Source organism: Photobacterium nomapromontoriensis, from assembly GCF_050336815.1.
Lineage (GTDB): Bacteria > Pseudomonadota > Gammaproteobacteria > Enterobacterales > Vibrionaceae > Photobacterium > Photobacterium nomapromontoriensis.
In genome coordinates, this window is sequence record NZ_JAKJSL010000026.1 from 18,995 (window position 1) to 45,985 (window position 26,991).

Here is a 26,991-nt window from a genome sequence, read left to right on the forward strand (position 1 = left end):
TGGAATATGGAGATTATTCTAAATAACCCACTTCTTTGTAGTACTTAACCGCTCCAGGGTGAAGGGGAATCGATAACCCTTCTTTCACCATATCCTCCGGGTTTAAGTTGGCAAAGGCAGGGTGAAGGCGTTTGAAAGTACTGAAATTTTCAAAGACGGATTTAACAAGTGCATAAACGATATCGTCGGAAACATCTGTCGAAGAGACGAGGGTCGCGGCAACCCCGAAGCTGTTGACATCATCACTTGTGCCTTTATACATATCTGCGGGTATTTTGCTCTTGGTATAGTAAGGGTTGCCGGCAATGATTTTATCGATCGCAGGCCCTGTCGCAGAGATTAACTTTGCATCACAAGAGGTAGTCGCTTCTTTGATTGAGCCGTTAGGGTGACCAACAACATAGACAAAGGCATCAATTTTATTGTCACACAGGGCCTGTGATCGTTCAGAGCCTTTGAGTTCTGAGGTGAGTTTGAAGTCAGCATTGGTCCAGCCTATCGCATCCATGACAACCCCCATGGTGGCGCGATCGCCAGATCCCGGATTACCGATATTAACCCGCTTGCCTTTTAGATCCTGAACTTTGTTAATACCTGAATCAGCACGGACGATAATATTGAACGGTTCGGCATGGAGAGAGAACACCGCTCGAAGTTTCTTATAGGGACCTTGTTGTTCAAATTTACTGGTGCCGTTATAGCCGTGGTATTGCCAGTCGGATTGTGCAATACCAAAGTCGAGTTCGCCAGCGCGCATAGTATTGACGTTATAGATGGATCCGCCAGTGGGCTCAACGGAACAACGGACATTGTGAGTTTTGCGGTCTTTATTCACTAGTTTACAAATTGCGCCCCCGGTTGGGTAGTAAACACCGGTGACGGAACCCGTTCCTATCGTGATGAAATTTTGGGCGTTGGCCATCCCTGTTGTCATGACAGCAGCGGTAAGAGCACTGACTTTGATTAATTGTTTTAATGCCATATCGATCCATTTTTGAGTGTTGTTATCCCTAAAGAAAAGTTTTAGCTGGTCATGGGAAATGCCAATGACCCTCCATGGTGTAGTATTTCGAGGATACCAAAAATGGGTAACAATATTAAAGATTTGTTAATTTATTTGAGCTGAAACGTGATAAGCAAAGCTTGTTAAAGCGAAATGAGAGAATAAATAGATATTAATCAATCTGGTGGTAATGGAGAGGAATGTGGAAAACTTTAGTACTGGTGAGCGACTTCGCATTGATACCAGACGGAATGCAAAACAAACAGTCCTGTCTGGTACCGGTAACGACGTTGTTGAACGATTATTTACTGCAATCAAACAGCTCACAGACGGATTCGTAGAGATCTTCCGTTGAAATCGCATTGGTGGGAGTAATGAAGATAGTATCATCGCCAGCAACCACGCCGAGGATACCTTCTGCTTTACCCAGAGAATCCAGCAGGCGAGCAATTACTTGTGCTGCACCTGGACCAGTATGGATCACCACCAGTGCACCATTATAGCCAATTTCCATAACCAGTTCTTTTAATGGACTGCTGGTGGTTGGAACACCAAGCTCAATGGGCAGGCAATAAACCATTTCCATTTTGGCATTACGGGTACGGACGGCGCCGAACTTGGTCAGCATGCGTGAGACTTTTGACTGGTTGATATTATCGAACCCCTGCGCCTTCAAGGCATCAACGATTTCGCCTTGAGAGCTGAATTTTTCTTCTTTTAGAATCGCTTTGAACGCTTTAACTAAGCGCTCTTGTTTATCAGAATTTCGCATAAGTAAATTTCATGTACAGGGACGAAGGAGCTGTATTCTGGCAAACCTTTGGGCTGCAAGCAAACAGAGTTCAAGTAAACTGGTGTGTCTATCACCATTATAGCGCCACAAAGTGAATAAATAACAGATATTATGCACTTTTAACGTAATGAATAGAGTCTATAAAAAGGTGAAATGTTACTGGGATGTGGCACATTTTTTTCATTGCCATGCGCAATATCGCAAACCGTGTTGCATCTGATTGTATTTACTATTGGCTTGCTCTATAACATTTGAATGACCCGTAATATCAAATCATTGATTTTTATTAATTGTGATTTCATATGATTTGGTCTGAAAATTATATACTTCTATATGAAAGGAGAATGAACATGAAAGTTGCTGTAATTGGTGCGGCCGGTGGTATCGGTCAGGCTTTAGCATTGCTGCTGAAAAACCGCCTACCTGCTGGATCTGATCTGGCGCTTTATGACATAGCCCCTGTAACGCCGGGTGTGGCTGCTGATTTGAGTCATATCCCAACCCCTGTATCAATTAAAGGTTATTGCGGAGAAGATCCGACTCCAGCTCTTCAAGGTGCAGATGTTGTACTGATTTCTGCGGGGGTTGCGCGTAAGCCGGGTATGGATCGTGCAGATTTGTTCAATGTGAACGCGGGCATTGTGAAGTCACTGGCTGAGAAAATTGCTGTTGTTTGTCCAAAAGCATGTGTGGGAATTATCACTAACCCGGTTAATACCACTGTCGCGATTGCTGCAGATGTACTGAAGAAAGCGGGTGTTTATGATAAGCGTAAATTATTTGGTGTAACCACGCTGGATGTGATCCGTTCAGAGACATTTGTTGCGGAACTTAAAGATCTTGATCCAGGTCAGGTACGGGTACCTGTGATTGGTGGTCACTCTGGTGTAACGATCCTGCCGTTGCTGTCGCAAGTTGAAGGCGTGGAATTTACCGAAGAAGAAATTAAGGCGTTGACGCCACGTATTCAGAATGCGGGGACGGAAGTGGTAGAGGCAAAAGCGGGTGGCGGTTCAGCAACGCTGTCGATGGGCCAAGCCGCTTGTCGTTTCGGTCTGTCTTTAGTACGCGCTTTACAAGGTGAGAAAGGCCTAGTTGAGTGTGCTTATGTTGAAGGTGACGGTAAACATGCCCGCTTCTTCGCTCAACCCGTACTACTAGGCACAGAAGGCGTTGAAGAAGTGATGGACTACGGTACGCTGAGTGCATTTGAGCAGGAAGCGTTGGAAAGCATGCTAGATACACTGCATGACGATATTGTTAAGGGCGAAGAGTTTGCCGTTAAATAACGGAAGATTTCGCTAGTATCATGTAAAAAAGCGGTCTCAGTTAGGCCGCTTTTTACTATGTATGGCACTATATATGAGTCGCTGGAATCAGTAATAGCTGTCACAGCCAGTATGCAGTTGCGGTTGATCTATAAGATCTGCGCAATGGATATTGATGCGGCGATGATCATCCATTTTTTCAATTATCACCGTGTTGTGATCTTGATCAATATCGATAATTTCGGCGATCCCCTGTTGATATTCAACCCACATACCTAGTTTTAGATCTTTGGCTTGCATAATAGCTCCTCCAAGGATCCTGGTGATCCTCGTTGGTTTTATTCTCGATTATTAAACTATAGTTCAGCGCTGTGTATAGTTGGCCTGACAGGCCGAGTAATAGGAAATCTGGAGTGGGCGGGTAGGAAGAGCAATAGCCTGCCAGCAGGCGCTAGCAGACTTTATCATTGTCGTTAATGGTTTATTTTTTGCGGTGAACAGCCAGATGCGCAAGCGCTACGAGAGCGGCTTTGTAGTCACTATCAGGGATGGTAGCCAGACTAGCAATGGCTTTTTCGGCTTCTTCCTCGGCACGCTGTTGCGTGTATTCAAGTGAGCCAACGTCATGCATACAAGCGAGAATAGGCTGTAGCTTATCAAGGCCGTTGCCTTGCTCGATCGCTTCACGGATCATCGCCGCTTGTTCAGCATTGCCGTGCGTCATTGCATGTAGTAACGGTAGCGTAGGCTTGCCCTCGGCCAGATCATCCCCGACGTTCTTGCCCATTTCCTTACCATCAGCGTTATAGTCCATGACATCGTCAATCAGCTGGAATGCCGTGCCTAGATAGCGGCCGTAGTCTTGCAATGCAGTTTCAATATCCTGTGGGGCATCGACCAGGATCGCTGCGATCTGCGTGGCGGCTTCGAACAAGCGTGCGGTCTTGGAATAGATCACCTGCATGTAATTATCTTCGGTAGTATCTGGATCATTACAGTTCATGAGCTGCTGAACTTCACCCTCGGCGATCACGTTAACGGCTTCACTCATGATATCGAGGATCCGTAAAGATCGTAGGCTGGTCATCATCTGAAAAGAACGGGTGTAGATATAGTCACCGACTAACACGCTAGCTGCATTGCCAAACATGGCATTGGCGGTTGCTTTGCCTCGGCGCATATCTGATTCATCAACCACGTCGTCGTGTAGCAGTGTGGCGGTATGAGTAAATTCGATAAATGCGGCCGCCGTGGTGTGTTTTTCACCCTGGTAGTTAAGCGCTCTGGCGGCAAGGATTGCAAGCATCGGACGGAGGCGTTTTCCCCCACCGCTGACAATGTAGAAACCGAGTTGATTGATGAGGGCTACATCTGAGTTCAGTTGAGCCAGTATCTTCGCGTCAACGGCTGCCATATCATCGGCAGTGAGCGCTTGGATAGCGTTGAAATCCATGGTACATCCAGCAAAGTAGTGTGCCGTAGCCGGCGAATTGTTAAGCTTGCTGGCTGATTATCAACCTCATTGCCATCGACATTGTGAACGAGAGAGTTCGTGCTGGTGTGCGATTACAATACCGCTTCCACGCTCGTCAAAATGGCTTGCATCATCAGGATTTGTTAATCAGCCGCGATAATTATTTATCGAATATTACACTAAAAAAGCCCAATCTTCATAATCTCGATTGTGTTTAAATCAGTGACTTTTATTCTTGAGCACCTTTTCACCAATTTTCTTTGCACAAGCGCTTGCCAGTAGCGCCATTTTCACGTAACATTCGCGCCCTATTGATGACAAGATTAAGCGCATACCCATTGCCCAAAATATACGTGGCAAATGGCCTATGCGGACAAGCGGAGTAAGACATGTACGCTGTTTTCCAAAGTGGTGGTAAACAACACCGTGTAAGCGAAGGCCAGACCCTACGCTTAGAAAAACTAGACGCTGAAACTGGCGCTAGCATTGAATTCGACTCAGTTCTTCTAGTTGCTAACGGCGAAGAAGTTACTGTAGGCGCACCTTTTGTAGCTGGCGGTAAAGTAACTGCTGAAGTAGTTACTCACGGTCGTGGCGATAAAGTTAAAATCGTTAAGTTCCGTCGTCGTAAGCACTCTCGTAAGCAAGCGGGCCACCGTCAGTGGTTCACTGAAGTCAAAATTACTGGCATCAGCGCTTAATAACAGGAGAATTAAAAGATGGCACATAAAAAAGCTGGCGGTTCGACTCGTAACGGCCGTGATTCAGAAGCTAAACGCCTAGGTGTTAAGCGTTTCGGTGGTGAATCTGTACTTGCAGGTAACATCATCGTTCGTCAACGTGGTACTAAGTTCCACGCTGGTACTAACGTAGGTTGCGGTAAAGACCACACTCTATTCGCTCTATCTGATGGTAAAGTGAAGTTCGAAGTTAAAGGTCCTAAGAACCGTAAATTCATTTCTATCGAAGCTGAATAATTTCAGATTCGACATGAATGATAAAGCCCTGCCTACTGGCGGGGCTTTTTGTTATTGGAGGCACTATGCCAAAACAGAGCCCCATACAAGGGATGGCGCTGGCATTGGTGACAGCGGTATTCTGGGGCGCTCTACCTATTGCGATGAAGCAAGCCGTAGAGGTCATGGATCCATTCACGATTGTTTGGTACCGTTTTGTCGCTGCCTCATTAGGGCTGGGCTTATGGCTTGGATTTCGCCGTCAATTGCCAGCCGTTAACGCGCTGAGTGTATCTGGTGGGTTATTTTTGCTGTTTGCTAGTCTTGGCCTTGCAGGTAACTTTGTACTGTTTAACAGCGCATTAGAGTTTCTGAATCCCCCTGTCGTTCAGGTGATTATTCAGTTGGCTCCAGTGATGCTCTTATTGGCCAGCGTCTGGTTGTTTAAAGAGTCACTCGGGCGCCATCAGGTTATTGGCGTCATTGGGTTACTTTCCGGCTTATTGTTATTTTTCAATGAGCGTTTAGCGGAACTGTTTACCAGCTTAAGCGGCTATACAACCGGGGTGTTGTTAGCTGTGCTTGCTGCAGTCGTTTGGGTGGTGTATGCATTGGCGCAAAAAGCCATGCTTAAGCAATTCACCTCACCGCAGATCTTATTGATGATCTATGTGATCTGTGCAGTGATGCTGACGCCGTTGGCCACTCCTTCAAAGATCCAACTGATGGATCTGCGCCAGTTGGGTATGTTGATGTTTTGCTGTATCAATACCCTAGTTGGTTACGGAGCGTTTGCTGAAGCGATGGCTCGCTGGCAGGCTTCACAGGTGAGTGCGGTTATTACCTTAGCACCGCTGTTTACTATAATTTTTGTTGATCTTGCTAGCCTCGTTTGGCCCGAATTTATTGCGCCAGTGGCGCTCAATAGCCTCGGCTATCTTGGTGCCATGGTAGTGGTGGGCAGTGCCATGTTCAGTGCTATTGGTCATCGTTTTCTGCGCCCGAAATGCAGTTAACATGAAGCGTGAATGGTTTTTTCAATCACTGAAAAGGCCGGAGAAGCGTGACATTTGGTAGTACAATAGGTTAATAGCATCTTGGATGGCTGGTGCTACCGGGATGGACAGTTTTAACGCCACAGTGCGGAGAAAAAAATGAAGTTTATTGATGAAGCTGTTATTCGCGCCGATGCCGGTGACGGTGGTAACGGCGTAGTAAGTTTTCGTACCGAAAAATACATCCCTAAAGGCGGTCCTGATGGTGGTGATGGCGGTGACGGTGGCGATGTTTACCTATTTGCCGATGAAAACTTTAATACCCTGATTGACTACCGTTTTGAGCGTTTTCACGCCGCTGAACGTGGCGAAAACGGTCGTGGTGGTAACTGTACGGGTAAACGTGGTGAAGATAAGGTACTAACCGTCCCTGTTGGTACACGTGCGATTGATGAAGACACCGGTGAAGTGATTGCCGATCTGACTGAGCACGGTATGAAGGTGATGGTTGCTAAGGGTGGTTTCCATGGTTTGGGTAACACCCGTTTTAAATCATCGGTAAACCGTGCACCTCGTCAGAAGAGTATGGGCAGTAAGGGTGAAGTGCGTCATTTACGGCTTGAGTTGCTGCTCTTAGCTGATGTGGGCATGTTAGGTTTACCAAATGCGGGTAAATCAACCTTCATTCGCTCTGTATCCGCCGCTAAGCCGAAAGTAGCTGATTATCCGTTTACTACCCTAGTACCAAGCTTGGGCGTGGTACGCGTTGATTCAGACCGTAGTTTCGTGGTTGCTGATATCCCAGGCTTGATTGAAGGTGCTGCTGATGGTGCTGGTCTAGGTATTCGCTTCTTGAAGCACCTTGAGCGTTGCCGTGTGTTACTACACATGATTGATTTATTACCAGCTGATGGTTCTGATCCGGTAGAAAATGCCTTCACGATCATTAATGAGCTAGAGCAATACAGCGATAAGCTAGGTAACAAGCCTCGTTGGATCATCTTTAACAAAGCGGATCTTCTGGATGAAGAAGAAGCACAGGAAAAGATCAATGAGGTACTTGATGCATTGGCATGGGAAGATAAGTACTACCGTATTTCGGCGCTTAACCGTATCGGTACTAAAGAACTGACTTATGATCTGATGACTGCGATTGATGCGATGCCGAAGACGAAGTTTGAGGCTGAAGAAGAAAAAGCAGAGAAAGTTGAATTCAAGTGGGATGATTACCACGCTGAGCAGCTGAAGAAAGCTCAGGATGAAGACGACGATGATGATGATTGGGATGATTGGAATGAAGATGACTACGATGTAGAGATCATCTACAAACCGTAATCTTCTTGCATACCATCACGATAGAAAGCCGCTCATAGAGCGGCTTTTTTTGTGTCTAATCAATCTAAAATGTATCAAATTGTATGATAATCCATCGAGTAGATCACAGTATGGCAAAAGGAATGGAAATGCAGGTGGAGAAAGCCCCGTTAACTGAACCGGAACAACGGGAAGTGTCACGGTTATCAGTATTGGCAGGGCAACGGTTGTTACAGCATGGTGCGGAAAGCACATTGGTGATGGAGGTTGCTCGACGATTAGGATTAGCGTTGGGAGCAGAGAGCGTAGAGGTTTCCCTCTCAGCCAGCTCCATGGTATTGACGACATTGAATCATGGCCGCTGTATCACGACAGCCCGGCGCTGTCAGGATCGCGGGATCAATATGGGGGTGGTGACGGAGATCCAGCGCGTGTGTATTCTGGCCGAACGCGGGATCCTCGATATCAATGAGGTGCATCAGCGACTTGAGCGGATCACTCCGGTGCGATACAACCGCTACTTGGTGATCGTGATGATCGGCTTGTCATGTGCCTCGTTCAGCCGCTTAGCGGGTGGGGATTGGCCGGTTTTTGCCCTGACCTTTTTGGCCTCTGCGGTAGGGATGTTTGTCCGTCAGGAGATCGCCCATTGCCATTTTAACCCACTGCTCAATTTTGGTGTTACTGCATTTGTCACGACCATGATCTCAGGATTTGGTCAGGTATATCAAATCGGTGAAGAGCCTTTTCTGGCTATGGCCTCGTCGGTACTGATGCTGGTGCCCGGCTTCCCGTTGATCAATGCTATTTCAGATATGGTGAAGGGCTATGTCAATATGGGTATCGCCCGCTGGACCATGGCTAGCTTGCTGACGCTGTCGACCAGTATGGGGATTATTGCCGCTATGAATGTGTTAGGTGTATGGGGGTGGCTATAATGCTATCGGTGACTTTTTTGCTGGCACTGCTCAATGACATGTTTTTTGCCATGATCCCTGCGGTTGGTTTTGCCTTGGTGTTCAATGTCCCGTCTAAGGCATTGAAGTACTGTGCGCTAGGGGGGGCATTAGGTCATGGCTGCCGTTTTGCATTGATGCACTGGGGTATGTCGATCGAGTGGTCGACCCTGTGTGCTGCCACATTGGTCGGTATGATTGGTGTCCATTGGTCGCACCGTTTTCTGGCCCATCCAAAGGTGTTTACAGTGGCTGCAATGATCCCGATGGTACCTGGTGTCTTTGCTTTTAAGGCAATGATAGCATTGGTTGAAATTAACCATCAGGGGTTTACGCCTGATCTATTGGCGGTGTTGATTGAAAATGTACTGAAAGCGGTGTTTATTGTTGCCTCGCTTGCCATTGGCTTGGCGATGCCGGGTTTGCTGTTTTATCGTCGGCGTCCTGTGGTATAACGGTGCGACGCAACGAATACAAAGGAGAGCTCATGAAGATCAGTATGGTCGCGGCAATGGCGAATAATCGTGTGATTGGTAAAGATAATGCTATGCCGTGGCATCTGCCTGCCGATTTTGCCTGGTTCAAAAAAGTCACTATGGGTAAGCCTGTTGTGATGGGGCGCAAGACGTTTGAATCGATTGGTCGGCCATTGCCGGGGCGACAGAATATCGTGATCAGTCGTAATCCTGAGTTTCAGGCTGACGGTGTCACTGTTGTGGCGGATATAGCGGCGGCACAAGTGGCTGCTGGTGTGGTGGATGAGTTGATGATCATTGGTGGCGGCAGTATTTATACTACTTGCTTACCTGACGCTGATCGCTTGTACCTGACGTTTATTGAGCTCACGGTTGATGGTGATACGTGTTTCCCTGATTGGGGGCAAGGTTGGCAGGAAGTACACCGAGAGTCATATCTGGCAGACGAGAAAAATGCCCATGACATGCAGTTTGTGATCTTAGAACGTACCGTATAAATTGAGGCGAGAGACAAAGGCGTTTTGTCTCTCGTTTCGATTGCCCATGGCCGAGAGGGTCAAGTTAGGCGTAATAGCGGCTAACTATGTACAGATACTAGGCATGTACCGGACAAGCCTGCTCGAAGCGTGCACCGTCTTCCCAACGCAATAACGTCATACTGTTACCCCACACGCAGCCAGTATCAAGCCCGATGACGTGGTCATCTTCATAACCTTCCAGTGCCGCCCAGTGGCCAAAAATCATTTTTTTACCCAGTGGTGCTCTTGGCAGAGAGAACCAAGGCGTCAGGTTTTCTTCCCCCGCTTGATCCGGTGCCAGTTTACATGCCATATCCAGACGGCCATCAGTATGGCAAAAACGCATTCGAGTGAAGGCATTAATGATAAAGCGGTAGCGTTCAATGCCAATCATTGATGGAGACCATTGGTCCGGCCCATTGCCATACATGTTTTCCAGCAGCCAGAGATAATTATCTCCTCGCAGAATATGCTCGATCTCGTGGGCGCAGTCTCGTGCCTGAGGTAGATCCCATTGCGCAGGCAGCCCTGCGTGGCTCATAACAAATGGATGCAGTGGATGTTCGGCTAAGAGCGGCTGTTGGCGAAGCCAGTGCAGCAGTTCATCGCAGTCGGGTGCATCAAGGATCGGTTGAATTTTGTCTTTGGGCTTACTGGAAGCAAGTCCGTTGGCGACGGTGAGCAGGTGGAGATCATGGTTGCCGAGTACGGTTGTTGCTTGGCTGCCGAGGTTTTTGATAAAGCGGAGTGTTTCCAGTGACTGAGGTCCTCTGGCAACCAGATCTCCGGTTAGCCAAAGCTCATCATGACGGGGATCGAAATTGGCTTGATCTAGTAACAGGTACAGATCATCCAAACAACCCTGAATGTCTCCGACAAGGTAGGTCGACATAGGTGTCCTTTAGTGGAGAATATTGGGTATTGAGAGTCGAAACGGTTCAACTTCAGCCTGAAATTCCTCGCCATGCTCATTGGCCATAACATAGTGACCTTGCATGACGCCGAGTGGCGTTTCGATAACAGTACCACTGGTATAGGTGTATTCATCATTTGCAGCGATGGTTGGTTGTTCGCCTACGACCCCTTCCCCTTTGATAACCAGTTTTTTACCGTTGGCATCGGTGATTAACCAGTAACGACTTAGCAGTTTTATCGAGCCACTGCCGAAATTGGCGATGGTGATGGTATAGGAAAAAACGTAGCGCTGATTGTCTGGTTCAGATTGGCTTTCGACGTAGTGAGTAACAACTCGGCATTTGATGGTTGGCGTCACATTCGTTGTCATAATTATGCTTCCTTTCTGACGAGGGTATCAGGAAAACCTGATACCCTGATGCGGCAACGTGATGGTGTGTCGCGCTTAGTTGTTGCTGTGGTTGGCATCCAACCAGTTAGCCATCGCAACAAATTGTTCTAGCGTCAGATTCTCTGGGCGTAGGGTCGGGTTAATACCGAGTTCAATCAGTTGCTCTTCAGTTAACAGTGCCTTGTAGCAGTTACGAATGGTTTTACGGCGCTGGTTGAAACCTTCACGACATACACGGTCTAGCCACTTAAGGTTAGTACATGGATGCGGTAATGTTTCATATGGCGTTATACGAACAACGGCAGAATCCACTTTTGGTGCTGGGATGAACGACTCTGGCGGTACTTCCAATACAGGTATAACGCGAGAGTAGTATTGTGCCATCACCGTTAGTCGACCATAGGCTTTGCTGCCAGGGCCTGCTGCTAAACGGTTAACAACTTCCTTCTGTAGCATGAAATGCATATCTTGGATATGTTCATGGAACGAGAAAAGGTGAAACATTAGTGGTGTTGAGATGTTGTAAGGCAAATTACCGAAAATACGCAGCTTATTATTTTCTTTAATTAGCTGGGTAAAGTCGAAGCGCATGGCATCGCCTTCATGAATGGTTAATTTACCACTCAGATCGGGATGATTGCGCAGACGCTCTGCCAAATCGCGGTCAAGTTCGATAACGGTGAACTTATCGACCATCTTACCGACTGGTTCTGTGATAGCACCTAGACCAGGGCCGATTTCTACCAAATTTTGACCAGGTAGTGGATTGATTGATGACACAATGCCATCAATAATGTACGGATCGTTCAAAAAGTTCTGACCAAAGCGCTTACGCGCGCGGTGGCCTAAATGGACCTGATCGCTGCTCATGTTTGTTTTTCTACCAATTCAAGGGCGTGCGATAGCGCTGTCCAAAGGCTACCGGTGTCCGCCTGTCCGGTACCTGCAAGTTCCAGTGCGGTACCATGATCTACTGATGTTCTGATGAAGGGCAGGCCTAACGTAATGTTGACTGATTTACCAAAGCCTTTGAATTTTAGCACTGGTAACCCTTGATCGTGATACATAGCCAGTACCGTATCGGCATCGGCCAGGTATTTTTCCTGAAAAATGGTATCAGCCGGTAAAGGGCCAATTAAATCCATTTGTTCTTGCTGGCGGAGTTGTTCAAGCGCGGGAGTGATCACCTCGATCTCTTCGCTGCCCAAACAACCATCTTCGCCTGCATGTGGATTGAGTCCACAGACATAAATTTTGGGTTTGGCAATACCAAACTTACTGACTAAATCTGCATGTAAGATCCGGATGATCTGCTGTAAACGCTCAGCGGTAATTGCTTTAGCGACGCAAGCCAGTGGTATATGCGTTGTCACCAGTGCCACTCGGAGGCCTTCGGTAGCCAGCATCATCACGACCTGAGCCGTTTCTGATTGCTGAGCGAAAAACTCGGTATGGCCACTGAATGATACGCCAGCACGGTTGATCACCCCTTTGTGTACTGGGCCGGTGACGACAGCTGCGAATTCGCCGCTCATGCAACCTTGAGTGGCATGGGTCAGGGTTTCGAGCACATAGTGGCTATTTAGCTCGTTGAGCTTGCCAGCTTCTACCGGTACTGCCAAATCATGATTGGCAATAACCAGCGTTCCCGCTTGATGCGGTTGGGCTGGCTGCCGAGGATCATAGTGAATCACGCTTAGCGGTAAATTTAACTGAGCTGCACGTTCTACCATAAGCTGGGCGTTAGCACAAATGACCAATTGATGTGGCCAACTTTGTTGAGCGAGTGCCAGCACCAGATCCGGCCCGATACCCGCTGGTTCCCCTGGGGTAATTGCGATACGTTTAACCTTGGTCATTATTATCTTCCGGTTGCTCGATAAAGGCTCCTGCACGTAGCTCTTGAAGCCAAGCCTGCGCTTCTTCGTTGAACTTGCGACTAAATAGGATCCGGTATGCCCGGTTCTTTACTGCGGCATCGGTACGGTCAACGTTACGACGGTCAAGCACCTCGACGATATGCCAGCCATGTACTGTTTTGAATGGCTTACTGATCGTGCCTTCAGGCAAGGTTTCTACTTTTTCTTTGAACTCTGGTACGTAGAGATCCGGCGTCTGCCAGCCAAGTTCGCCGCCATTGGCTGCGGAGCCCGGATCAGCACTCAATGCTTCGGCAACATCAGCAAAGCTGCGTTGACCTGACATGATTTCTTTGCGGGCTTCCATCAACTCTTTCTTCGCCGCTTCATCGCTGAGGATCACCGACGTTTTTACCAAGATGTGGCGTGCGTTGACTTCCGTGACTGAGACGGTTTCCAATCCTTCGACATGGTTGACTTTTAGAATATGGTAGCCAACTCCGCTACGGAATGGACCAATGATGGCACCGTCACCTTGGCCGTTGATCTGATCAGCAAAAATGGTTGGCATTTCTTCTTTGCGCATCCAGCCCCATTCACCACCTTGTAGGGCTTTAGGCCCCTTCGAGTAGCTGTAAGCCAGATTGGCAAAATCAGCGCCATGCTTTAATTCGTTAACCAGCTGTTGAGCTTCCTTGGCCACTTTATCGCGCTCTTCCGCAGAGGCCCCTTCATCAACCCGCAGTTGGATATGGCTGATATTATAGCGCACACCCTGTTGCTCTTGTTTACTGAGCTGCTTGGCCAGCGTTTCGACTTCCTGTGGCAGGATATTGATCCGGCGGCGAACCTGAATCGTGCGGGCTTCGCTGGCGGTTAAGTCTCGGCGCATTTGCTCGCGAAAAGCCGGGAAGCTGATGTTGTAACGAGCCAGTTCTTGCTGGAGCTGGGCAACCGTCATTTTGCGATCGGCTGCAATTTGTGCAATGGCTTGATCTAAACGAGTATCATCAATTCGGATGCCAAATTGTTTGGCTTGCTGAAGTTGCAGGGCTTCAATGATCAGTTGATCCATGATCTGCTTTGACAGAATATCATCTGGCGGCAGCGGTTGGTTTTGACCTGCTGCATTCATGCGTACCGACTTCAGCATGGCATCCACATCACTTTGTAGGATCACACTGTCGTTCACGATAGTGACCACTCGGTCAAGCTCCTGAGGGGCTGCAACAGTACCAGCGGTAAAGCTCAGTAACACAATACCAAGCAGACTAGACTTCCAATTATTCATAGTTCTTTTCCATTGTGCGCAGGGCGCGTTTCAGCTATTAGCAGGAAGGCGAAGCCTTCCTGTCAAATTAGTTATTGAGGTAGAACGGACGACCATAGGCGATAGCATTACCATCGCTGGTTGAGCCGATAGGGGCCACTCCGGTCAGGCCAAGTAAACTGAACGAGATACTAAAGTTCTGTTCATATTCAGCCGGGCTCGTCGCCACATTCGATCGTGTCTTGAGGTATTCGTTGTAGCCCAGGCTGATCATCCAACAGGCCGTGCGGAAGTTCAGTGTGATCTGGCCCTCCAACATCTGGTTTTCTGTCAGATCGTGGTAATAATCGCCGCGCAGTGTCACTCCGTCGTAGATCGGGAAGCCGGTGGAGAAGCCAAGCTGAGAAATACCGTCTTCGGTATAGGTATTGAGCTGTGCCTCATCTTGGATATTGTCCAGCAGGTACTCTTTAGATATATAACGGTAGTTTAACTGGTTGAAGACATTGCCTTCTCGGTACTCAATCGCCCCGTTGATAAACTGGAGATCTTGTTTACTGGCGTCATATTGCAGACCGCCGTGGAAGAACAGCCAGCTGTTGTAGTTAAAGTCAGATTCAAAGGCGGTGGCTGAATAGTTCGGGCCAGCCTCGTTACCATCTTGTAGGTTGCGGCCTGAGTCATTGAGATAGAAAATTTGACCTGCCGACAGGTTAAACCGCTCAACAAGATTACTATCGAAGTAACGTGTCGTCGCCCCCACCGTAAACTGGTTGGCGGCGGCGATACGGTCAACACTCGAATAACGCTTGTCACGGAACAGGCCGTAGAAATCGGTCTGCATCAAAGTGGTATCGTAGGCATCATAGATGTCTTTCTGATTGACATCTTTCACATACAAATACTGAATTTGAGGCTCCAGACTCTGGGTGTAGTCTTCGCCCCATAGCTGGGTGTCACGCTCAAGGTAAATGCCGCTGTGGATGCGCACACTTGGGATCATCCGAGAAACGTTCTCTTTGAGATCCAAGTTCTTGTCAATCAGCTCCTGACTATTGGGATTAAATTGCTGATTGTAGTAGGTATACATCAGCTTGGCTTCAGACGTGACGGACCACCACGGTGTGGCATACGGCAGTGTCAGGGTCGGTTCCAAATGGACTCGATCTGCTGATGGCTTGTCCGGGTTATCATTTTCAAAGCGACTGATGCTGCTGTTGAGGCTGAAGTTCAAGTCATAAGGCATGTCAGACTTGTAGTAATTGGCCTCAAGCTGCGGCATCAAACGGTAGTTTGATGAGACCCCCAGAGTCAGCGGCTGGAAGTTACGTACCCGTAGCGTAGAATCCCAGTTGGTATCGCGGTAAGACACTTCTGCCGTTTGTAGCAGGTTGTTGTCTTCACGCTCACCAATGCTGGAGTCGATATCTGAAAAATACGTTGCATCACTGACTTTGCTGTAATCAACGTCGAACAGCCAGTGAGCCCGATAAGTGCCGCGATGTTCCCAGTTGAAACCCCAGCGAGCCTCATTGGTTTCAGATTTCTGATCATTGGCCAGATATTCACCTTCCAGACGACCAGTACCGGAAGCGTTGAGATAACGGAACTCGGAATTAAGCTGAAGACCGCGATTACTCATGTATCTTGGCGTAATCGTCATGTCATAGTTGGGGGCAATATTCCAGTAGAACGGTGTTTCCAGCTCTATACCATCTCGTGAACCATAGCTGATCGAGGGATACAGGAAACCGGTTAGACGTTCTTTACCAACAGGTACGCGCATGTATGGCAGGTAGAAAATAGGGACATCGGCCACTTCAAAACGGGCATTGTACAGATCGGCAAATGGCGAGTCAGTTTCACGTTCGATGCTGGTGGCAGAGAACTGCCAGCTTTTATCACCCGGCGGACAGGTTGTGAAGGTGCCATTTTTCAAACGGTAGTAAGAAATGCCATTCTTGGTAACGCGCTCGGCTTCGCCACGGCCAGCTTCACAGGTCATGTTATAGACCGCATTGTCCATTTGTGAGTCTTCGGTATCCAGATCGCTCTGGATACGATCAGAATGGACTTCAATCGTACCATCACTGAAATAGACGTTACCTTCTGCCGTCACGATGTTCTCGGGCTGGCGTAGGGTTGCCTTGTCTGCGACCACGACACGATCCCCTTGGGTAAGGATTACATCGCCTGAATAAGTAAGTTTCTTATCATTAAGGGCTTCTGCATGATTAGCGGTGACTTTGATCGGCTCATTGTTTGGATCGGCCAACCGGTCTTGCGGAGCAATACAGACACCACGCATTACCGCTAGTTCATCAGTATCATCACTGACCGCAGAATCGCTATTGGTTGCGTCATGGGTTGCAGGAGTCGCATACGCCACTATCGGGCTGGAGAGTGCCAGGCTGATCATGGTGGCCAATAAGCTGCGGGAGGTTGATGACATCTAACTAAACATTCCTGTAAAAAAAGTTTTTAATACATTTATTATTGCTGGTCGGGTTTTCACAAGCATTCCCGATAAATGCCAGCTATGATAATGCAAATTCAACCCGACGGCATCTTTTGAGGTGATTGTTTCGGGTTTTGAGCGATATAAACATTTCTAAATTTAGCAAATTACCAGAGAGTAGCGAATGCAAGTTTGGGGCAAAATCTTAGGGGCATTTTTTGGCTTCCTCCTTGGTGGACCATTTGGTTTGTTGTTAGGCCTCTTTTTGGGGCATAAGTTCGATAAAGCGCGATCAATGGTTTACCGAGGTGGTAGTTTTGGTGGTTTTGGCGGGGGATCGGCCACCAATAGCGAGCGTCAGGCCCAATTTTTCCATGCTGCCTTTGCCGTTATGGGGCATGTTGCGAAGGCGAAAGGCCGAGTGACTGAGGATGAGATCCGAGTCGCTAGCGCGATTATGGATCGTATGGGCCTACAGGGTGAATCGCGCCGTCAGGCTCAGGAGGCGTTTCGTGAAGGCAAAGAGGATGATTTTCCTCTTGAAGAGATTTTACAGCAGGTTCGTCAGAGTGCGGGCCGAACTGATTTGATGCAGTTTTTCTTGGAGTTGCAGATCCAGGCGGCTTTTGCTGATGGATCGTTGCATCCGAGTGAACGTCAGTTATTGCATGTGATCGCTCGTTTCCTTGGTTTTTCGGAGCAGCAGCTGGAGCAGCGTCTTCACATGCAGGAAGCTGCGTTTCGCTTTCAGCAAGGGGGCTTCCATCAGCAGTACCAGCAGCAGGGTAGTTACCGTCAACCGCCGACGCGGGATCAATTGGCGGATGCATACGAAGTGTTGGGCATCAAAGAAGATGCGACAGCCCAAGAGCTTAAGCGTGCTTACCGCAAGCAGATGAATGAACACCATCCAGACAAGCTCGCTGCAAAAGGGTTACCGCCAGAAATGATGGAGCTGGCTAAGCAGAAAACTCAAGAGCTGCAGGCTGCCTATGATTTGATCCGCAAGGAGAAAGGGTTTAACAAATAGGCAGGCATTGGTAGCGTGGGATTGAGCACATTCGATCTTATCTGATGGTACCGAAAACGAAAAAAGCGAGCGTCTAACAACGCTCGCTTTTTTTATTTTTGTGTCGCCTGCAAAGTGTTTAGTGGCGCCTCAGGGAAAAATTCGCAAGGGGCGAACAAGTGCATAGGCTCACCAGTTGACGGGTGGAAAAAGCTTAACTCAGCGGCATGCAGTTGTAGGCGGGGAGCCATCGCCTTGGCTTCCTCATGGGCATAGAAACCATCACCCAATATAGGGTGGCCAATGGCTAACAAATGTACCCGAAGCTGGTGTGAGCGGCCCGTGATAGGGCGTAGGTGGACCAGGCTCGTATTCTTGTCGCGAGCCAGTACCTGATAGTGAGTCACTGACGGTTTACCGTCCTCAAAGCAGACTTTTTGCTTCGGGCGGTTAGGCCAGTCACAGATCAGCGGCAGATTAATCGTACCGGACGGTTGTTCAACATCCCCCCATACCTTGGCGTAGTATACTTTCTCTGTTTGGCGTTCGCGAAACTGAGCTTTAAGTTGACGCTCTGCATGCTTATTCAATGCCAACACAATCAGGCCTGATGTTGCCATATCCAGTCGATGGATGATCTGAGACTCAGGATAATCTCTGAGAACGCGTGAGAATACACTGTCATAAAAGGCCGGATCGCGGCCCGGATTGGACAGCAGTCCCGAAGGTTTGTTGACGGCAATAATATCGTCATCAAGATAGAGGATATCCAGCCACGGATCTTGTGATGGATGGTAATCAAGCTCGGGCAATTTGTTCATCGTACGCCTGGTCAACGGTCAACTGGGTTGGAAGGGCGGCGATGATAGCACACTTGCGATATCCTCCCAACGATCCGGGTTAAAGATTCTATAGGGAAGCAGATAAACTCGCAGGGATAAAAAAAGCCGCCGAAAATGGCGGCTTATTATGGCGCGGAATGTTAACCGTGGCTCACGACAATCAGGCGTAGTGAGTCCAGCTGGATCTGTGCTTTGCTGATATAACCTGTCAGCTCTGTGATCTGGTTTTCAAGCAGTTCAAGTTCGTCATCACGGATGTTCGGGTTGACCGCTTTCAGTGCTTGCAGGCGAGTCAGTTCCGCACGTAACGTGGTTTCCATTTCATTCTGGGCATTATCACGAACCGTAACCAATTCGGTAGCAACGGCTTTCTCAGCAAACTCAATCAGGGTATGCACATCTTTCTGTACTGAGTTAACCAGCTTGCTGCCAAGGTGGCGGTTGACTGGGCTAAGTTGGCGGTTGAAGCCTTCGAACTCGACATTGCTTGATAGGTTATTCCCTTTGGCATCGAGCAGAATACGAATGGGTGTCTGTGGCAGGAAGCGGCCGATCCCGGACTGTTTTGGTGCTTGCGCATCCACCACATAGACTAGCTCTAGCAACAGGGTACCAACAGGCAGCGCTTTGTTTTTCAGTAGTGAGACGGCAGTCGTACCGACACCTTCTGATAGTAGCAAGTCAATGCCACCTTGGATCATTGGGTGCTCCCAGCTAATGAAATGCAGATCTTCACGCGACAGGGCGGTATCGCGGTCAAATGTGATAGTACAGCCGTCATAAGGCAGGCCAGGGTAGCTGGCCACCATCATGTGTTCAGACGGTGTCACCACGATCGCATTTTCGCCGCGGTCATCTTGATTCAAGCCGATGGTATCAAACAGGCCGAGGGCAAATGTCACTAAGTTTGTATCGCCATCTTTACTGCTGATTTGCTCAACCAGATCTTGAGCCTTATCGCCGCCATTAGAATGGATTTCCAGTAGGCGGTCGCGACCTTGTTCTAACTTGGCTTTCAACTCGTTGTGCATGGCAGCACTACTCACGATTAGCGTTTCTAACTGCTCGTTATCGGGCTTGTCATTGGCCAGCAGGCTGATCAGATCATTGCTGAAGGCATCATAGATTGCACGACCGGTCGGGCAGGTTTCTTCAAATGCATTTAAGCCTTCGTTATACCAGCGAGCCAGCAGGGCTTGAGACGTGCCTTGTAGGTGCGGCACGTGGATCTCGATATCACGTTTTTGACCGATACGGTCAAGACGGCCAATACGTTGTTCCAGTAGGTCAGGATTGTTCGGTAGGTCAAACATTACCAACTGGTTAGCAAACTGGAAGTTACGGCCTTCTGAGCCAATTTCAGAACACAGCAATACCTGTGCGCCGTCATCCTCTTGCGCAAAGTAGGCTGCGGCCTTATCACGCTCGATGATTGACATACCTTCATGGAACACGGTTGCTCGGATCCCTTCGCGTTCACGCATTGCTTGCTCGAGGATCAGTGCGGTTTGAGCGCGAGAGCAGATCACCAGTACTTTTTCCTGACGATTGGCTTTTAGCATGTCCAGTAGCCAGTTAACTCGAGGGTCGAAGTGCCACCATGTTGCTGACTCGCCTTCGAACTCCTGATAGATATCTTCAGGGTAGAGCAGTTTGACGGCTTTTTGCTCGTCACTCATTTTACCGCCCATCATGCCAGCAACGCGCATAGCGGTCTGGTATTGCGTTGGCAGAGCCAGTGGGTACATGTTGAGATGACGCTGTGGGAACCCTTTGATCGCTGCACGGGTGTTACGGAAAAGTACGCGGCCCGTACCGTGACGATCCATTAGATTGTCGATCAGCTCATGACGAACAGTCGTTTGCTGCTCATCATTCATGTCACCCGATTCCATCATGCTTAGCATGGCGGCGATGTCTTGTTCTGGCAGTAGTTCAATTAAGGTTTGCTTCGCTTTATCATCCAGTTTTTCACCAGATAGCAAGCGTGATACGGCATCGGCTACCGGAGCGTATTGGCGCTCTTCCTCAACGAAAGCTTGGTAATCGTAAAAACGGTCAGGGTCGAGTAGGCGCAGACGAGCAAAGTGGCTCTCATGGCCCAGTTGCTCAGGGGTTGCTGTCAGCAACAGAACGCCTGGGGTTTTCTCGGCAATTTCCTCAACCACTTGGTATTGGCGGCTAGGTTTGTCCTCGCTCCACTCTAGGTGATGGGCTTCATCGACAACCAACAGATCCCAGTCCGCATCCAGTGCTTGCTCAAAGCGGCGACGGCTCTTACGTAGGAAGTCGAGTGAGCACAGCACATATTGTGCCGTATCGAATGGGTTGGCAGCGTCAGCATACGACTCAACACAGCGCTCTTCGTCGAAAATAGAGAAATGCAGATTGAAACGGCGCATCATCTCGACCAGCCATTGGTGTTGGAGGGTTTCCGGTACCAAGATAAGAATGCGCTCTGCGCGACCAGAAAGCACTTGCTGGTGGATGATCATACCGGCTTCAATGGTTTTACCCAATCCCACCTCATCGGCAAGCAGAACGCGAGGGGCATAGCGACGGCCGACTTCATGAGCGATATACAGCTGGTGCGGGATCAAGCCTGCACGCATGCCACACAGGCCGCGAAGTGGGCTTTTGTGCTGCTCATACTGGTTTTTCAGTGCGCGGTAGCGCAAGGCAAAACGGTCCATCCGGTCAATTTGGCCAGCAAACAGCTTGTCTTGTGGTTTGTTAAAGCGGATCTGGTGGCAGAGGAAAATTTCACGTAGTTTGACGTTTTCTTCCTCGGTGTCGGTACGGGTGCCTTCATAAGTGAGTACCCCGCCAGCTTCTTCGATACGCTCTACTTTGAGCGACCAACCTTCATGGCTTTCAACCACATCACCGACATTAAACATTACGCGGGTCACGGGTGCATCATTGCGTGCGTAGAGGCGGTTCTCTTCACTGGCGGAGAACATTAAGGTCACGGTACGGGCATCGACTGCCATGACCGTACCTAAACCCAGATCACTTTCAGTATCACTGATCCAACGTTGACCCAAAGCAAATGGCATAGTGGTTAAAACCTTCTAATTATTTGAAATTAATGAGAATGCGAAGCCGATGCCCCAGCATATTTGAACTACACTCAAAGTAATACAGCACTATTGGTTAGTGACCGCCTGCGGTTAAGCAGGGTTGTTGAGATATAAGTGTAAGCCAGAATCTGCATCGGTAAAAAAGGGGGGTAATGTTACTGCATGCCGTGAACAAGGTCACGGTCAAAGTGTTAAGAATATCCCAAACTGTTATTGTCACATTTATTTCATATTCTCCGGTCTTAATAGTAACCATCTCGCTTCGGCGGGCAGCAGAAAAACAATGGTGATTACACCGTTATTTCGTTACCAAGGAGGAACTTATGGATGACGTTCAAAGGAAAGTTTTCGTACTTGATACCAATATTCTGCTTCATGAACCTCTCGCCATCTACTCGTTCAAGGAGCATGACGTCGTTATTCCGATGACAGTGCTTGAAGAGTTGGATCGTATCAAAGATAGCAAGCGGGATGTCTCGCGTGATGCTCGGGTGGCGATCAGAGCGCTGGAAGATATTTTCCATGATGCAACACCGGAGCAGATAGCCGACGGGATCCCGATCAGCAAGCAGGGAGAAGCGCTCGGCACGATTGCAATCTTTGCCGATTATGAGGTGACCGAGACCGTTCATGCTTTCGCAGATAAGGCTGGTGATAATCGGATCCTTAATGGGGTGCTGTATCTACAGGCGCAGTATGCCCCTCGCGACGTGGTATTGATCACTAAAGATATAAATATGCGGTTACGCGCCAAGGGCGCAGGGGTTATCTATGTTGATGACTACCGCTCTGATCAGCTGATTGATGATATAAAAATGCTGACCAAAGGTTTCCACCAGTTTTCTGGCAGTTTCTGGGAGCGGGTGGGCGAGTGCCATTCCATCAAACAGGGGAGCTCCACCTTACATACATTACCCTCGAATTTATTTGAAAGTCCCTTCATCAACCAGTACTTGATTGATGAAGGAACGGATTTTGCCGCTCGGGTACAAGAGATAGAGAGTGGTAGCCTGATGTTGAAAGACATTGGTCATGAGCGTTTGATGCATCGTCAAGCGTGGGGGATCCACCCAAAGAATATTTATCAGGGGATGGCGCTGGATGCGTTACTGGATCCGGATATTGAGCTGGTGATCCTGACTGGCCCTGCGGGCTGTGGTAAAACAATTCTTGCGATGGCGGCAGCGTTGGAGCAAGTGATTGAAAAAAGTATGTACGATAAGATCATCGTTACCCGTAATACCCCGGAGATCGCAGAATCCATTGGTTATCTGCCTGGCACCGAAGAAGAGAAAATGTTGCCATGGTTAGCGGCGGTAACTGACACGATGGAAGCCTTGCATAAGCATGATGTTTGTACCGATGGCTCGATGAAATATATTTTTGATAAGGCTAATATTCAGTTCAAATCCGTCAACTTTATGCGGGGGCGCTCAATTCAAAACACCTTTGTTTTGCTGGATGAGTGCCAGAACTTAACCGCGTCACAGATCAAAACCATCATTACCCGTTGCGGTGAAGGCACTAAGCTGGTGTGTTCCGGCAACCTAGCACAAATCGACTCCAGCTACCTGTCGCCCGTCACCTCCGGGCTAACCTATATTGTTGAGCGCTTTAAAAACTTTGAAGGCAGCGCCAATGTTTATTTAAACGGCGTAGTTCGCAGCCGTTTGGCAGAATTTGCCGAAGAAAACCTATAAATTTACTCTAAGCCGAGGATGGTAGAATACCCTCTTCCATCCTCAATCCCGCACTTTTTCGTTCCTACCCCCTTAAAACTCGCCCCTGATTTTTCTTGTGTCTCGAATTTTTTACTCGCCACTCGCCACTCGCCACTCGCAAACTTGTCCTTAGTCCCTTTTATTCCACCCCTAAATACTGCTTCAGCGCGTTATTTTCCGGTGTGGTCAGCATAGGATAGGTTGCGCCGAACACTTTGATCTCTCCCGCATCGATAAACGCGCATTTATCAGCGATCTTTAATGCATCTTCAGGGCTGTGGGTCACCATGAGGACGGTAATGTGTTGTTCTTTGGCGAGTTGCTGAACCAAGGTTAGCATCTCTTTGCGTAAGGCTGGATCAAGCGCAGAAAAGGGTTCATCAAGCAGCAATAGTGGACGTTGGCGGATCAAACAACGGGCGAGGGCTACACGCTGGCGCTGACCACCTGATAGTTGTTCGGGCAGTCGATCAAGGTAGTCCTGCAGACCGACTCGGGCGGCAGTGGCAGCGATATGGGCTTTATCATCATGGCTGAGTTTGAGGCCGGGATGCAGACCGAGGCCGATATTTTCAAACACACTCAGGTGCGGAAAGAGGTTGTGCTCCTGAAACAGGATTGACAGTGGCCGCTGTGACGGATGTTGGTGAGTGATTGTTTCACCATCGATCAGCAGAGTGCCGCTATCTGGTAATAGGAATCCTGCCACCATCGCCAGCAAGGTACTTTTTCCTGCGCCGCTTGGGCCAATCAAGGCCACGATATCCCCTTTATTGGCCGTCAGATCAAAGCTGAGACACGTTGGCTGGCGATGACGGTCAGTGTGGGGGTAACGGTGAGTCAGTTGTTGCAGTGTTAGCATGATGGCGTCCGGATAAGCAGTTTTTCAACCAAGGTAAAGAGTCCCAGGCTCAGGGTGAGCAAGATCAGGGCGGCCACAGCCGCAGCATCCATCTGATAGCTTCCCAGTAGCTGGAACAGGTAGAGCGGCAGTGTCTGAAAATCCTGACTACCAAACAGGGCGATCGCCCCGAGATCCCCTAACGAGAGGACAAACCCGATCGCCAATGCTTGGGCGATTGGTTTACGCAGTGCCCGCCATTCTACGAGTTTTAAGCGAGAGAATCCGGTCATGCCAAGGCTGTGGCATAGCGGTTCATATTGTTGGGCAACATGGAGCATCGGCTGACTGAGGGTTTTCAGTACATAAGGGAGTGCCATCAAGGCGTTCACCGTAACTACCACCCAGAACGCGGCAGCCAAGGCATCGGTGTACTGACGCAACAGCAAGAAGATCCCGGTACTCAGCACCAAGCCTGGTGTGACTAAAATTATGGTGCCGAGAAGCTCTAGGCCATCAGCTCGCCAACGCTGTTGTTGTAATTGCCATTGACGGCTGGTAAGTAAAATGCTGAACCCGCCGAGCAGTGCCAGCGTACACGAGAGAGTCGCGATTTGTAATGAGTGAAGTACTGCTTGCCATAGTGCAGGGGTAGTGAGCTGGATCAGGATCTGCGTATTTAGGCCTGAGACGAGCACGGCGACTAATGGTGGCAGCACCAGCAGCAGGGCAAGGACTATCCAGCCGCTATCCCAGCAGCGGCTGGCGAAGCTGTCGAATTGTACGAGTCGATGGTGGGTTACCGACTGGCTAGATGTGGCAAGGGGTTTGGCAAAACGCTGGCTCAACAACACTAGGCTGCAGCAAAGCAGCATTTGCCATAGCGCGAGGATCGCCCCACCAGCGAGATCAAAGTCGTAGCGTAAGGCCTGATAAATCGCCAGTTCGATGGTAGTGGCTTTCGGGCCGCCGCCCAATGCCATGATCACCGCAAAGCTGGTAAAGCATAACATGAACACCAACCCGATGACGTGCGGTAGCTGTTGACGCAGCCGCGGCCAGGCAACAAAGCGAAATTGTTGCCAGCTAGACAGCCCAAGGTGGGTTGCGAGCTGATGCTGATCAAAAGGGATCCCTTCCAAACTTTGGTAGAGCAATCGGGTCGCCAGTGGCAAATTGAGAAAAACATGTGCTAGCAAGATCCCTTGCAGGCCATATAGGGAGACCCCGTCTTGCCAGCCCAGAGCGGTCAGCCCTTTCATGATCAGGCCATTGTTGCCATAGATTGCCAGTAAGCCAAATACCGCCACCAGTACCGGTAACACCAGTGTCATGGCAAACAACCTCAGTAGCAGTACTTTGCCGGGGAACTGTCGGCGATACAAGGCATAGGCCACTGGAATGGCGGGTAGAATGCTGAGCAGCGTTGACAGTAGGGCCTGAGTGAAGGAAAACCCGGTGACGTGACGTAAGTATGGGTCTTGCCATAGTGACAGAATATCGAGGTCGCGGGCTTCATTGATCAGCGCCCACAGGGCGCTGATCACTATGCTGGCGATAAGCCCGGCGGAAAACAGGCCGGGTAGATAAGTGGTACGACGGGTGTACAAAGTAAGTGCCTACTATGGGTAATAGCTACTGAGTAAGAGCCTGTTGCCACTCTCTGATCCAGCTGCGACGGTTTTTTGCAACCTCATCTGCGGTGAATTCCAGAGATTTGACAGGCAGAGTTAATTGTTTGAAACCGGTGGGTAGTGTCTGCTCTATGACCGGATACATCCAGTTACCGGTAGGGATCACTTGTTGAAACTCAGGGGTCAGGATAAATGCCAGAAACTGATCAGCCAGTGCGTCATTGGCTCTGTTTTTTAGCTTGGCCGCGACTTCTACCTGCATGTAATGACCTTCGCTGAAATCGGCCGCTTTATACTTATTCTCGCCTTCCGCAATGATGTGATAGGCCGGTGAGGTGGTGTATGACAGCACCATATCAGACTCGCCCTTGAGGAACATGTTGTAGGCTTCGGACCAGCCCTTGGTCACGGTAACGGTTTTCTTTGCCAGTTGCTGCCAGGCTGCTGATGCCTTGTCGCCATAGACGGATTTCATCCACAACATCAGGCCCTGCCCCGGGGTAGAGGTGCGAGGATCCTGATAAATGATATTGATATCATCACGCTTGAGCAGCTCTGCCAGGCTTTTCGGTGGTGTGGTCAGCTTGGTGCTGTCATAGACGAAAGCGAAATAACCGTAGTCGTAGGGAACAAATGTAGTATCCGTCCAGCCCATTGGGATATTGACCTTGCTGGTATCGACGTGATGTTCGGCCAGAAGGTCGGTTTTTTTGGCTTCGCTGATCAGGTTGTTATCCAGCCCCAGCAGGATATCGGCTTTGGTGTTTTTGCCTTCGAGGCGAACCCGATTAAGGATCGAGACGCCATCATCCAGCGCCACGAATTCGAGGTTGCAATTGCATTGGGCTTCAAAGGCTTTTTCAATCGCAGGTCCTGGCCCCCAGTCTGATGCAAATGAGCTGTAGGTATAGACGGTCAGGGTGTTATCGGCCGCCCATACAGAGCTGGTCGCTAAGGAAAGGGTCAAAAGAGGAAGTAATTTTGTCACTATGCGCTCCTGATTCTCTTGCATCCGGCAAGAGGACATATAAAGGGGGCACAGGGTTGAGAACATCCAGCATCGTGCTGTGAGTGATAAGGGCGATCTATCGCTGTCTCAATTCCTACGCCAGTACTAACTGGATCAGGTTCAGTGGGTCTTGCAGATGCAATCTCAGCCGTTCGATTGTTTCGCGTTGTCGCGTCAGTGTTGGCGGGCTCCCCAATGAGAACAAG

At 49.0% G+C, this 26,991-nt stretch carries 25 protein-coding genes and 1 riboswitch; of the genes, 10 read left to right on the forward strand and 15 right to left on the reverse strand.

What is annotated here, in order from left to right:
* Positions 1 to 13: 13 nt before the first annotated feature.
* Together L4D12_RS10680 and argR are read right to left on the reverse strand one after the other, a co-directional pair.
* A complete protein-coding gene (locus tag L4D12_RS10680; RefSeq protein ID WP_428447823.1) occupies positions 14 to 982 on the reverse strand; it encodes a TAXI family TRAP transporter solute-binding subunit in 969 nt (322 codons plus the stop codon).
* Positions 983 to 1,304: 322 nt separating this feature from the next.
* Positions 1,305 to 1,775 (reverse strand): transcriptional regulator ArgR, encoded by a 471-nt coding sequence (gene argR, locus L4D12_RS10685; RefSeq protein ID WP_428447824.1) that lies wholly within the window; start codon positions 1,773 to 1,775, stop codon positions 1,305 to 1,307.
* Between the two features lie 371 nt (positions 1,776 to 2,146).
* Here argR and mdh point away from each other — a divergent pair, with 371 nt between their 5' ends.
* Complete coding sequence (gene mdh, locus L4D12_RS10690; protein WP_428447825.1) at positions 2,147 to 3,085, forward strand: malate dehydrogenase; 939 nt, start codon at positions 2,147 to 2,149, stop codon at positions 3,083 to 3,085.
* Positions 3,086 to 3,172: 87 nt separating this feature from the next.
* Here the strand turns inward: mdh and L4D12_RS10695 are convergent, their stop codons facing one another.
* Positions 3,173 to 3,364, reverse strand: coding sequence for a hypothetical protein (locus L4D12_RS10695; protein ID WP_428447826.1), 192 nt, complete (start codon positions 3,362 to 3,364; stop codon positions 3,173 to 3,175).
* A gap of 181 nt (positions 3,365 to 3,545) precedes the next feature.
* Positions 3,546 to 4,517 carry an octaprenyl diphosphate synthase gene (gene ispB / locus L4D12_RS10700; RefSeq protein ID WP_428447827.1) on the reverse strand — a complete coding sequence of 324 codons (972 nt, stop codon included), beginning with the start codon at positions 4,515 to 4,517 and terminating at the stop codon, positions 3,546 to 3,548.
* Positions 4,518 to 4,927: 410 nt separating this feature from the next.
* Here ispB and rplU point away from each other — a divergent pair, with 410 nt between their 5' ends.
* The 7 genes from rplU (at position 4,928) to folA (ending at position 9,732) form a co-directional block, all read left to right on the forward strand.
* Positions 4,928 to 5,239 carry a 50S ribosomal protein L21 gene (rplU, locus tag L4D12_RS10705; RefSeq protein ID WP_039456406.1) on the forward strand — a complete coding sequence of 104 codons (312 nt, stop codon included), beginning with the start codon at positions 4,928 to 4,930 and terminating at the stop codon, positions 5,237 to 5,239.
* Positions 5,240 to 5,257: 18 nt separating this feature from the next.
* A complete protein-coding gene (rpmA, locus tag L4D12_RS10710; RefSeq protein WP_428447828.1) occupies positions 5,258 to 5,515 on the forward strand; it encodes a 50S ribosomal protein L27 in 258 nt (85 codons plus the stop codon).
* 65 nt (positions 5,516 to 5,580) lie between these two features.
* Positions 5,581 to 6,510 (forward strand): DMT family transporter, encoded by a 930-nt coding sequence (locus tag L4D12_RS10715; RefSeq protein WP_428447829.1) that lies wholly within the window; start codon positions 5,581 to 5,583, stop codon positions 6,508 to 6,510.
* A gap of 138 nt (positions 6,511 to 6,648) precedes the next feature.
* Positions 6,649 to 7,824, forward strand: a complete 1,176-nt coding sequence (cgtA, locus tag L4D12_RS10720; RefSeq protein WP_428447830.1) for an Obg family GTPase CgtA — start codon at positions 6,649 to 6,651, stop codon at positions 7,822 to 7,824.
* A gap of 110 nt (positions 7,825 to 7,934) precedes the next feature.
* Positions 7,935 to 8,741 carry a threonine/serine exporter family protein gene (locus tag L4D12_RS10725; RefSeq protein ID WP_428447831.1) on the forward strand — a complete coding sequence of 269 codons (807 nt, stop codon included), beginning with the start codon at positions 7,935 to 7,937 and terminating at the stop codon, positions 8,739 to 8,741.
* Entirely contained in the window at positions 8,726 to 9,214 is a 489-nt protein-coding gene (locus L4D12_RS10730; protein ID WP_428447832.1) for a threonine/serine exporter family protein, read from the forward strand. Before L4D12_RS10725 ends, L4D12_RS10730 begins: the two co-directional genes overlap by 16 nt.
* A 32-nt stretch (positions 9,215 to 9,246) precedes the next feature.
* On the forward strand, positions 9,247 to 9,732 hold the full coding sequence (gene folA, locus L4D12_RS10735; protein ID WP_428447833.1) for a type 3 dihydrofolate reductase: 486 nt from the start codon (positions 9,247 to 9,249) through the stop codon (positions 9,730 to 9,732).
* Positions 9,733 to 9,829: 97 nt separating this feature from the next.
* On the opposite strand, the gene apaH is transcribed toward folA, so the two are convergent.
* From apaH to lptD, 6 genes are all read right to left on the reverse strand, one after another.
* Complete coding sequence (gene apaH, locus L4D12_RS10740) at positions 9,830 to 10,645, reverse strand: bis(5'-nucleosyl)-tetraphosphatase (symmetrical) ApaH (protein WP_428447834.1); 816 nt, start codon at positions 10,643 to 10,645, stop codon at positions 9,830 to 9,832.
* Positions 10,646 to 10,654: 9 nt separating this feature from the next.
* A complete protein-coding gene (gene apaG, locus L4D12_RS10745; protein WP_428447835.1) occupies positions 10,655 to 11,038 on the reverse strand; it encodes a Co2+/Mg2+ efflux protein ApaG in 384 nt (127 codons plus the stop codon).
* A gap of 75 nt (positions 11,039 to 11,113) precedes the next feature.
* Positions 11,114 to 11,929: a 16S rRNA (adenine(1518)-N(6)/adenine(1519)-N(6))-dimethyltransferase RsmA gene (rsmA, locus tag L4D12_RS10750; RefSeq protein ID WP_428447836.1), complete on the reverse strand. Its 816-nt coding sequence runs from the start codon at positions 11,927 to 11,929 to the stop codon at positions 11,114 to 11,116.
* Positions 11,926 to 12,918 (reverse strand): 4-hydroxythreonine-4-phosphate dehydrogenase PdxA, encoded by a 993-nt coding sequence (pdxA, locus tag L4D12_RS10755; protein ID WP_428447837.1) that lies wholly within the window; start codon positions 12,916 to 12,918, stop codon positions 11,926 to 11,928. Before pdxA ends, rsmA begins: the two co-directional genes overlap by 4 nt.
* Positions 12,905 to 14,209 (reverse strand): peptidylprolyl isomerase SurA, encoded by a 1,305-nt coding sequence (gene surA, locus L4D12_RS10760; RefSeq protein WP_428447838.1) that lies wholly within the window; start codon positions 14,207 to 14,209, stop codon positions 12,905 to 12,907. Before surA ends, pdxA begins: the two co-directional genes overlap by 14 nt.
* Positions 14,210 to 14,276: 67 nt before the next feature.
* The gene (gene lptD / locus L4D12_RS10765; protein WP_428447839.1) at positions 14,277 to 16,640 is read right to left on the reverse strand and encodes an LPS assembly protein LptD; all 2,364 of its coding nucleotides are present in this window, start codon (positions 16,638 to 16,640) and stop codon (positions 14,277 to 14,279) included.
* Between the two features lie 190 nt (positions 16,641 to 16,830).
* On the opposite strand from lptD, the gene djlA reads away from it, so the two are divergent.
* Positions 16,831 to 17,676 carry a co-chaperone DjlA gene (gene djlA, locus L4D12_RS10770; RefSeq protein WP_428447840.1) on the forward strand — a complete coding sequence of 282 codons (846 nt, stop codon included), beginning with the start codon at positions 16,831 to 16,833 and terminating at the stop codon, positions 17,674 to 17,676.
* A 92-nt stretch (positions 17,677 to 17,768) separates the two neighbouring features.
* Here the strand turns inward: djlA and rluA are convergent, their stop codons facing one another.
* Complete coding sequence (gene rluA / locus L4D12_RS10775; RefSeq protein WP_428447841.1) at positions 17,769 to 18,476, reverse strand: bifunctional tRNA pseudouridine(32) synthase/23S rRNA pseudouridine(746) synthase RluA; 708 nt, start codon at positions 18,474 to 18,476, stop codon at positions 17,769 to 17,771.
* 161 nt (positions 18,477 to 18,637) lie between these two features.
* Positions 18,638 to 21,556, reverse strand: a complete 2,919-nt coding sequence (gene rapA / locus L4D12_RS10780; protein WP_428447842.1) for an RNA polymerase-associated protein RapA — start codon at positions 21,554 to 21,556, stop codon at positions 18,638 to 18,640.
* A gap of 347 nt (positions 21,557 to 21,903) precedes the next feature.
* Here rapA and L4D12_RS10785 point away from each other — a divergent pair, with 347 nt between their 5' ends.
* Positions 21,904 to 23,280, forward strand: a complete 1,377-nt coding sequence (locus L4D12_RS10785; RefSeq protein WP_428447843.1) for a PhoH family protein — start codon at positions 21,904 to 21,906, stop codon at positions 23,278 to 23,280.
* A 160-nt stretch (positions 23,281 to 23,440) separates the two neighbouring features.
* On the opposite strand, the gene thiQ is transcribed toward L4D12_RS10785, so the two are convergent.
* From thiQ to thiB, 3 genes are read right to left on the reverse strand one after another with little or no spacing between them, the layout of a single operon-like run.
* Positions 23,441 to 24,163, reverse strand: a complete 723-nt coding sequence (gene thiQ, locus L4D12_RS10790; RefSeq protein WP_428447844.1) for a thiamine ABC transporter ATP-binding protein — start codon at positions 24,161 to 24,163, stop codon at positions 23,441 to 23,443.
* Positions 24,157 to 25,752: a thiamine/thiamine pyrophosphate ABC transporter permease ThiP gene (gene thiP / locus L4D12_RS10795; RefSeq protein ID WP_428447845.1), complete on the reverse strand. Its 1,596-nt coding sequence runs from the start codon at positions 25,750 to 25,752 to the stop codon at positions 24,157 to 24,159. The genes thiQ and thiP overlap by 7 nt, the downstream gene beginning before the upstream one ends.
* A 25-nt stretch (positions 25,753 to 25,777) precedes the next feature.
* Entirely contained in the window at positions 25,778 to 26,764 is a 987-nt protein-coding gene (gene thiB, locus L4D12_RS10800) for a thiamine ABC transporter substrate binding subunit (protein ID WP_428447846.1), read from the reverse strand.
* A 95-nt stretch (positions 26,765 to 26,859) separates the two neighbouring features.
* Positions 26,860 to 26,990: riboswitch (TPP riboswitch) on the reverse strand.
* Position 26,991: the final 1 nt, after the last annotated feature.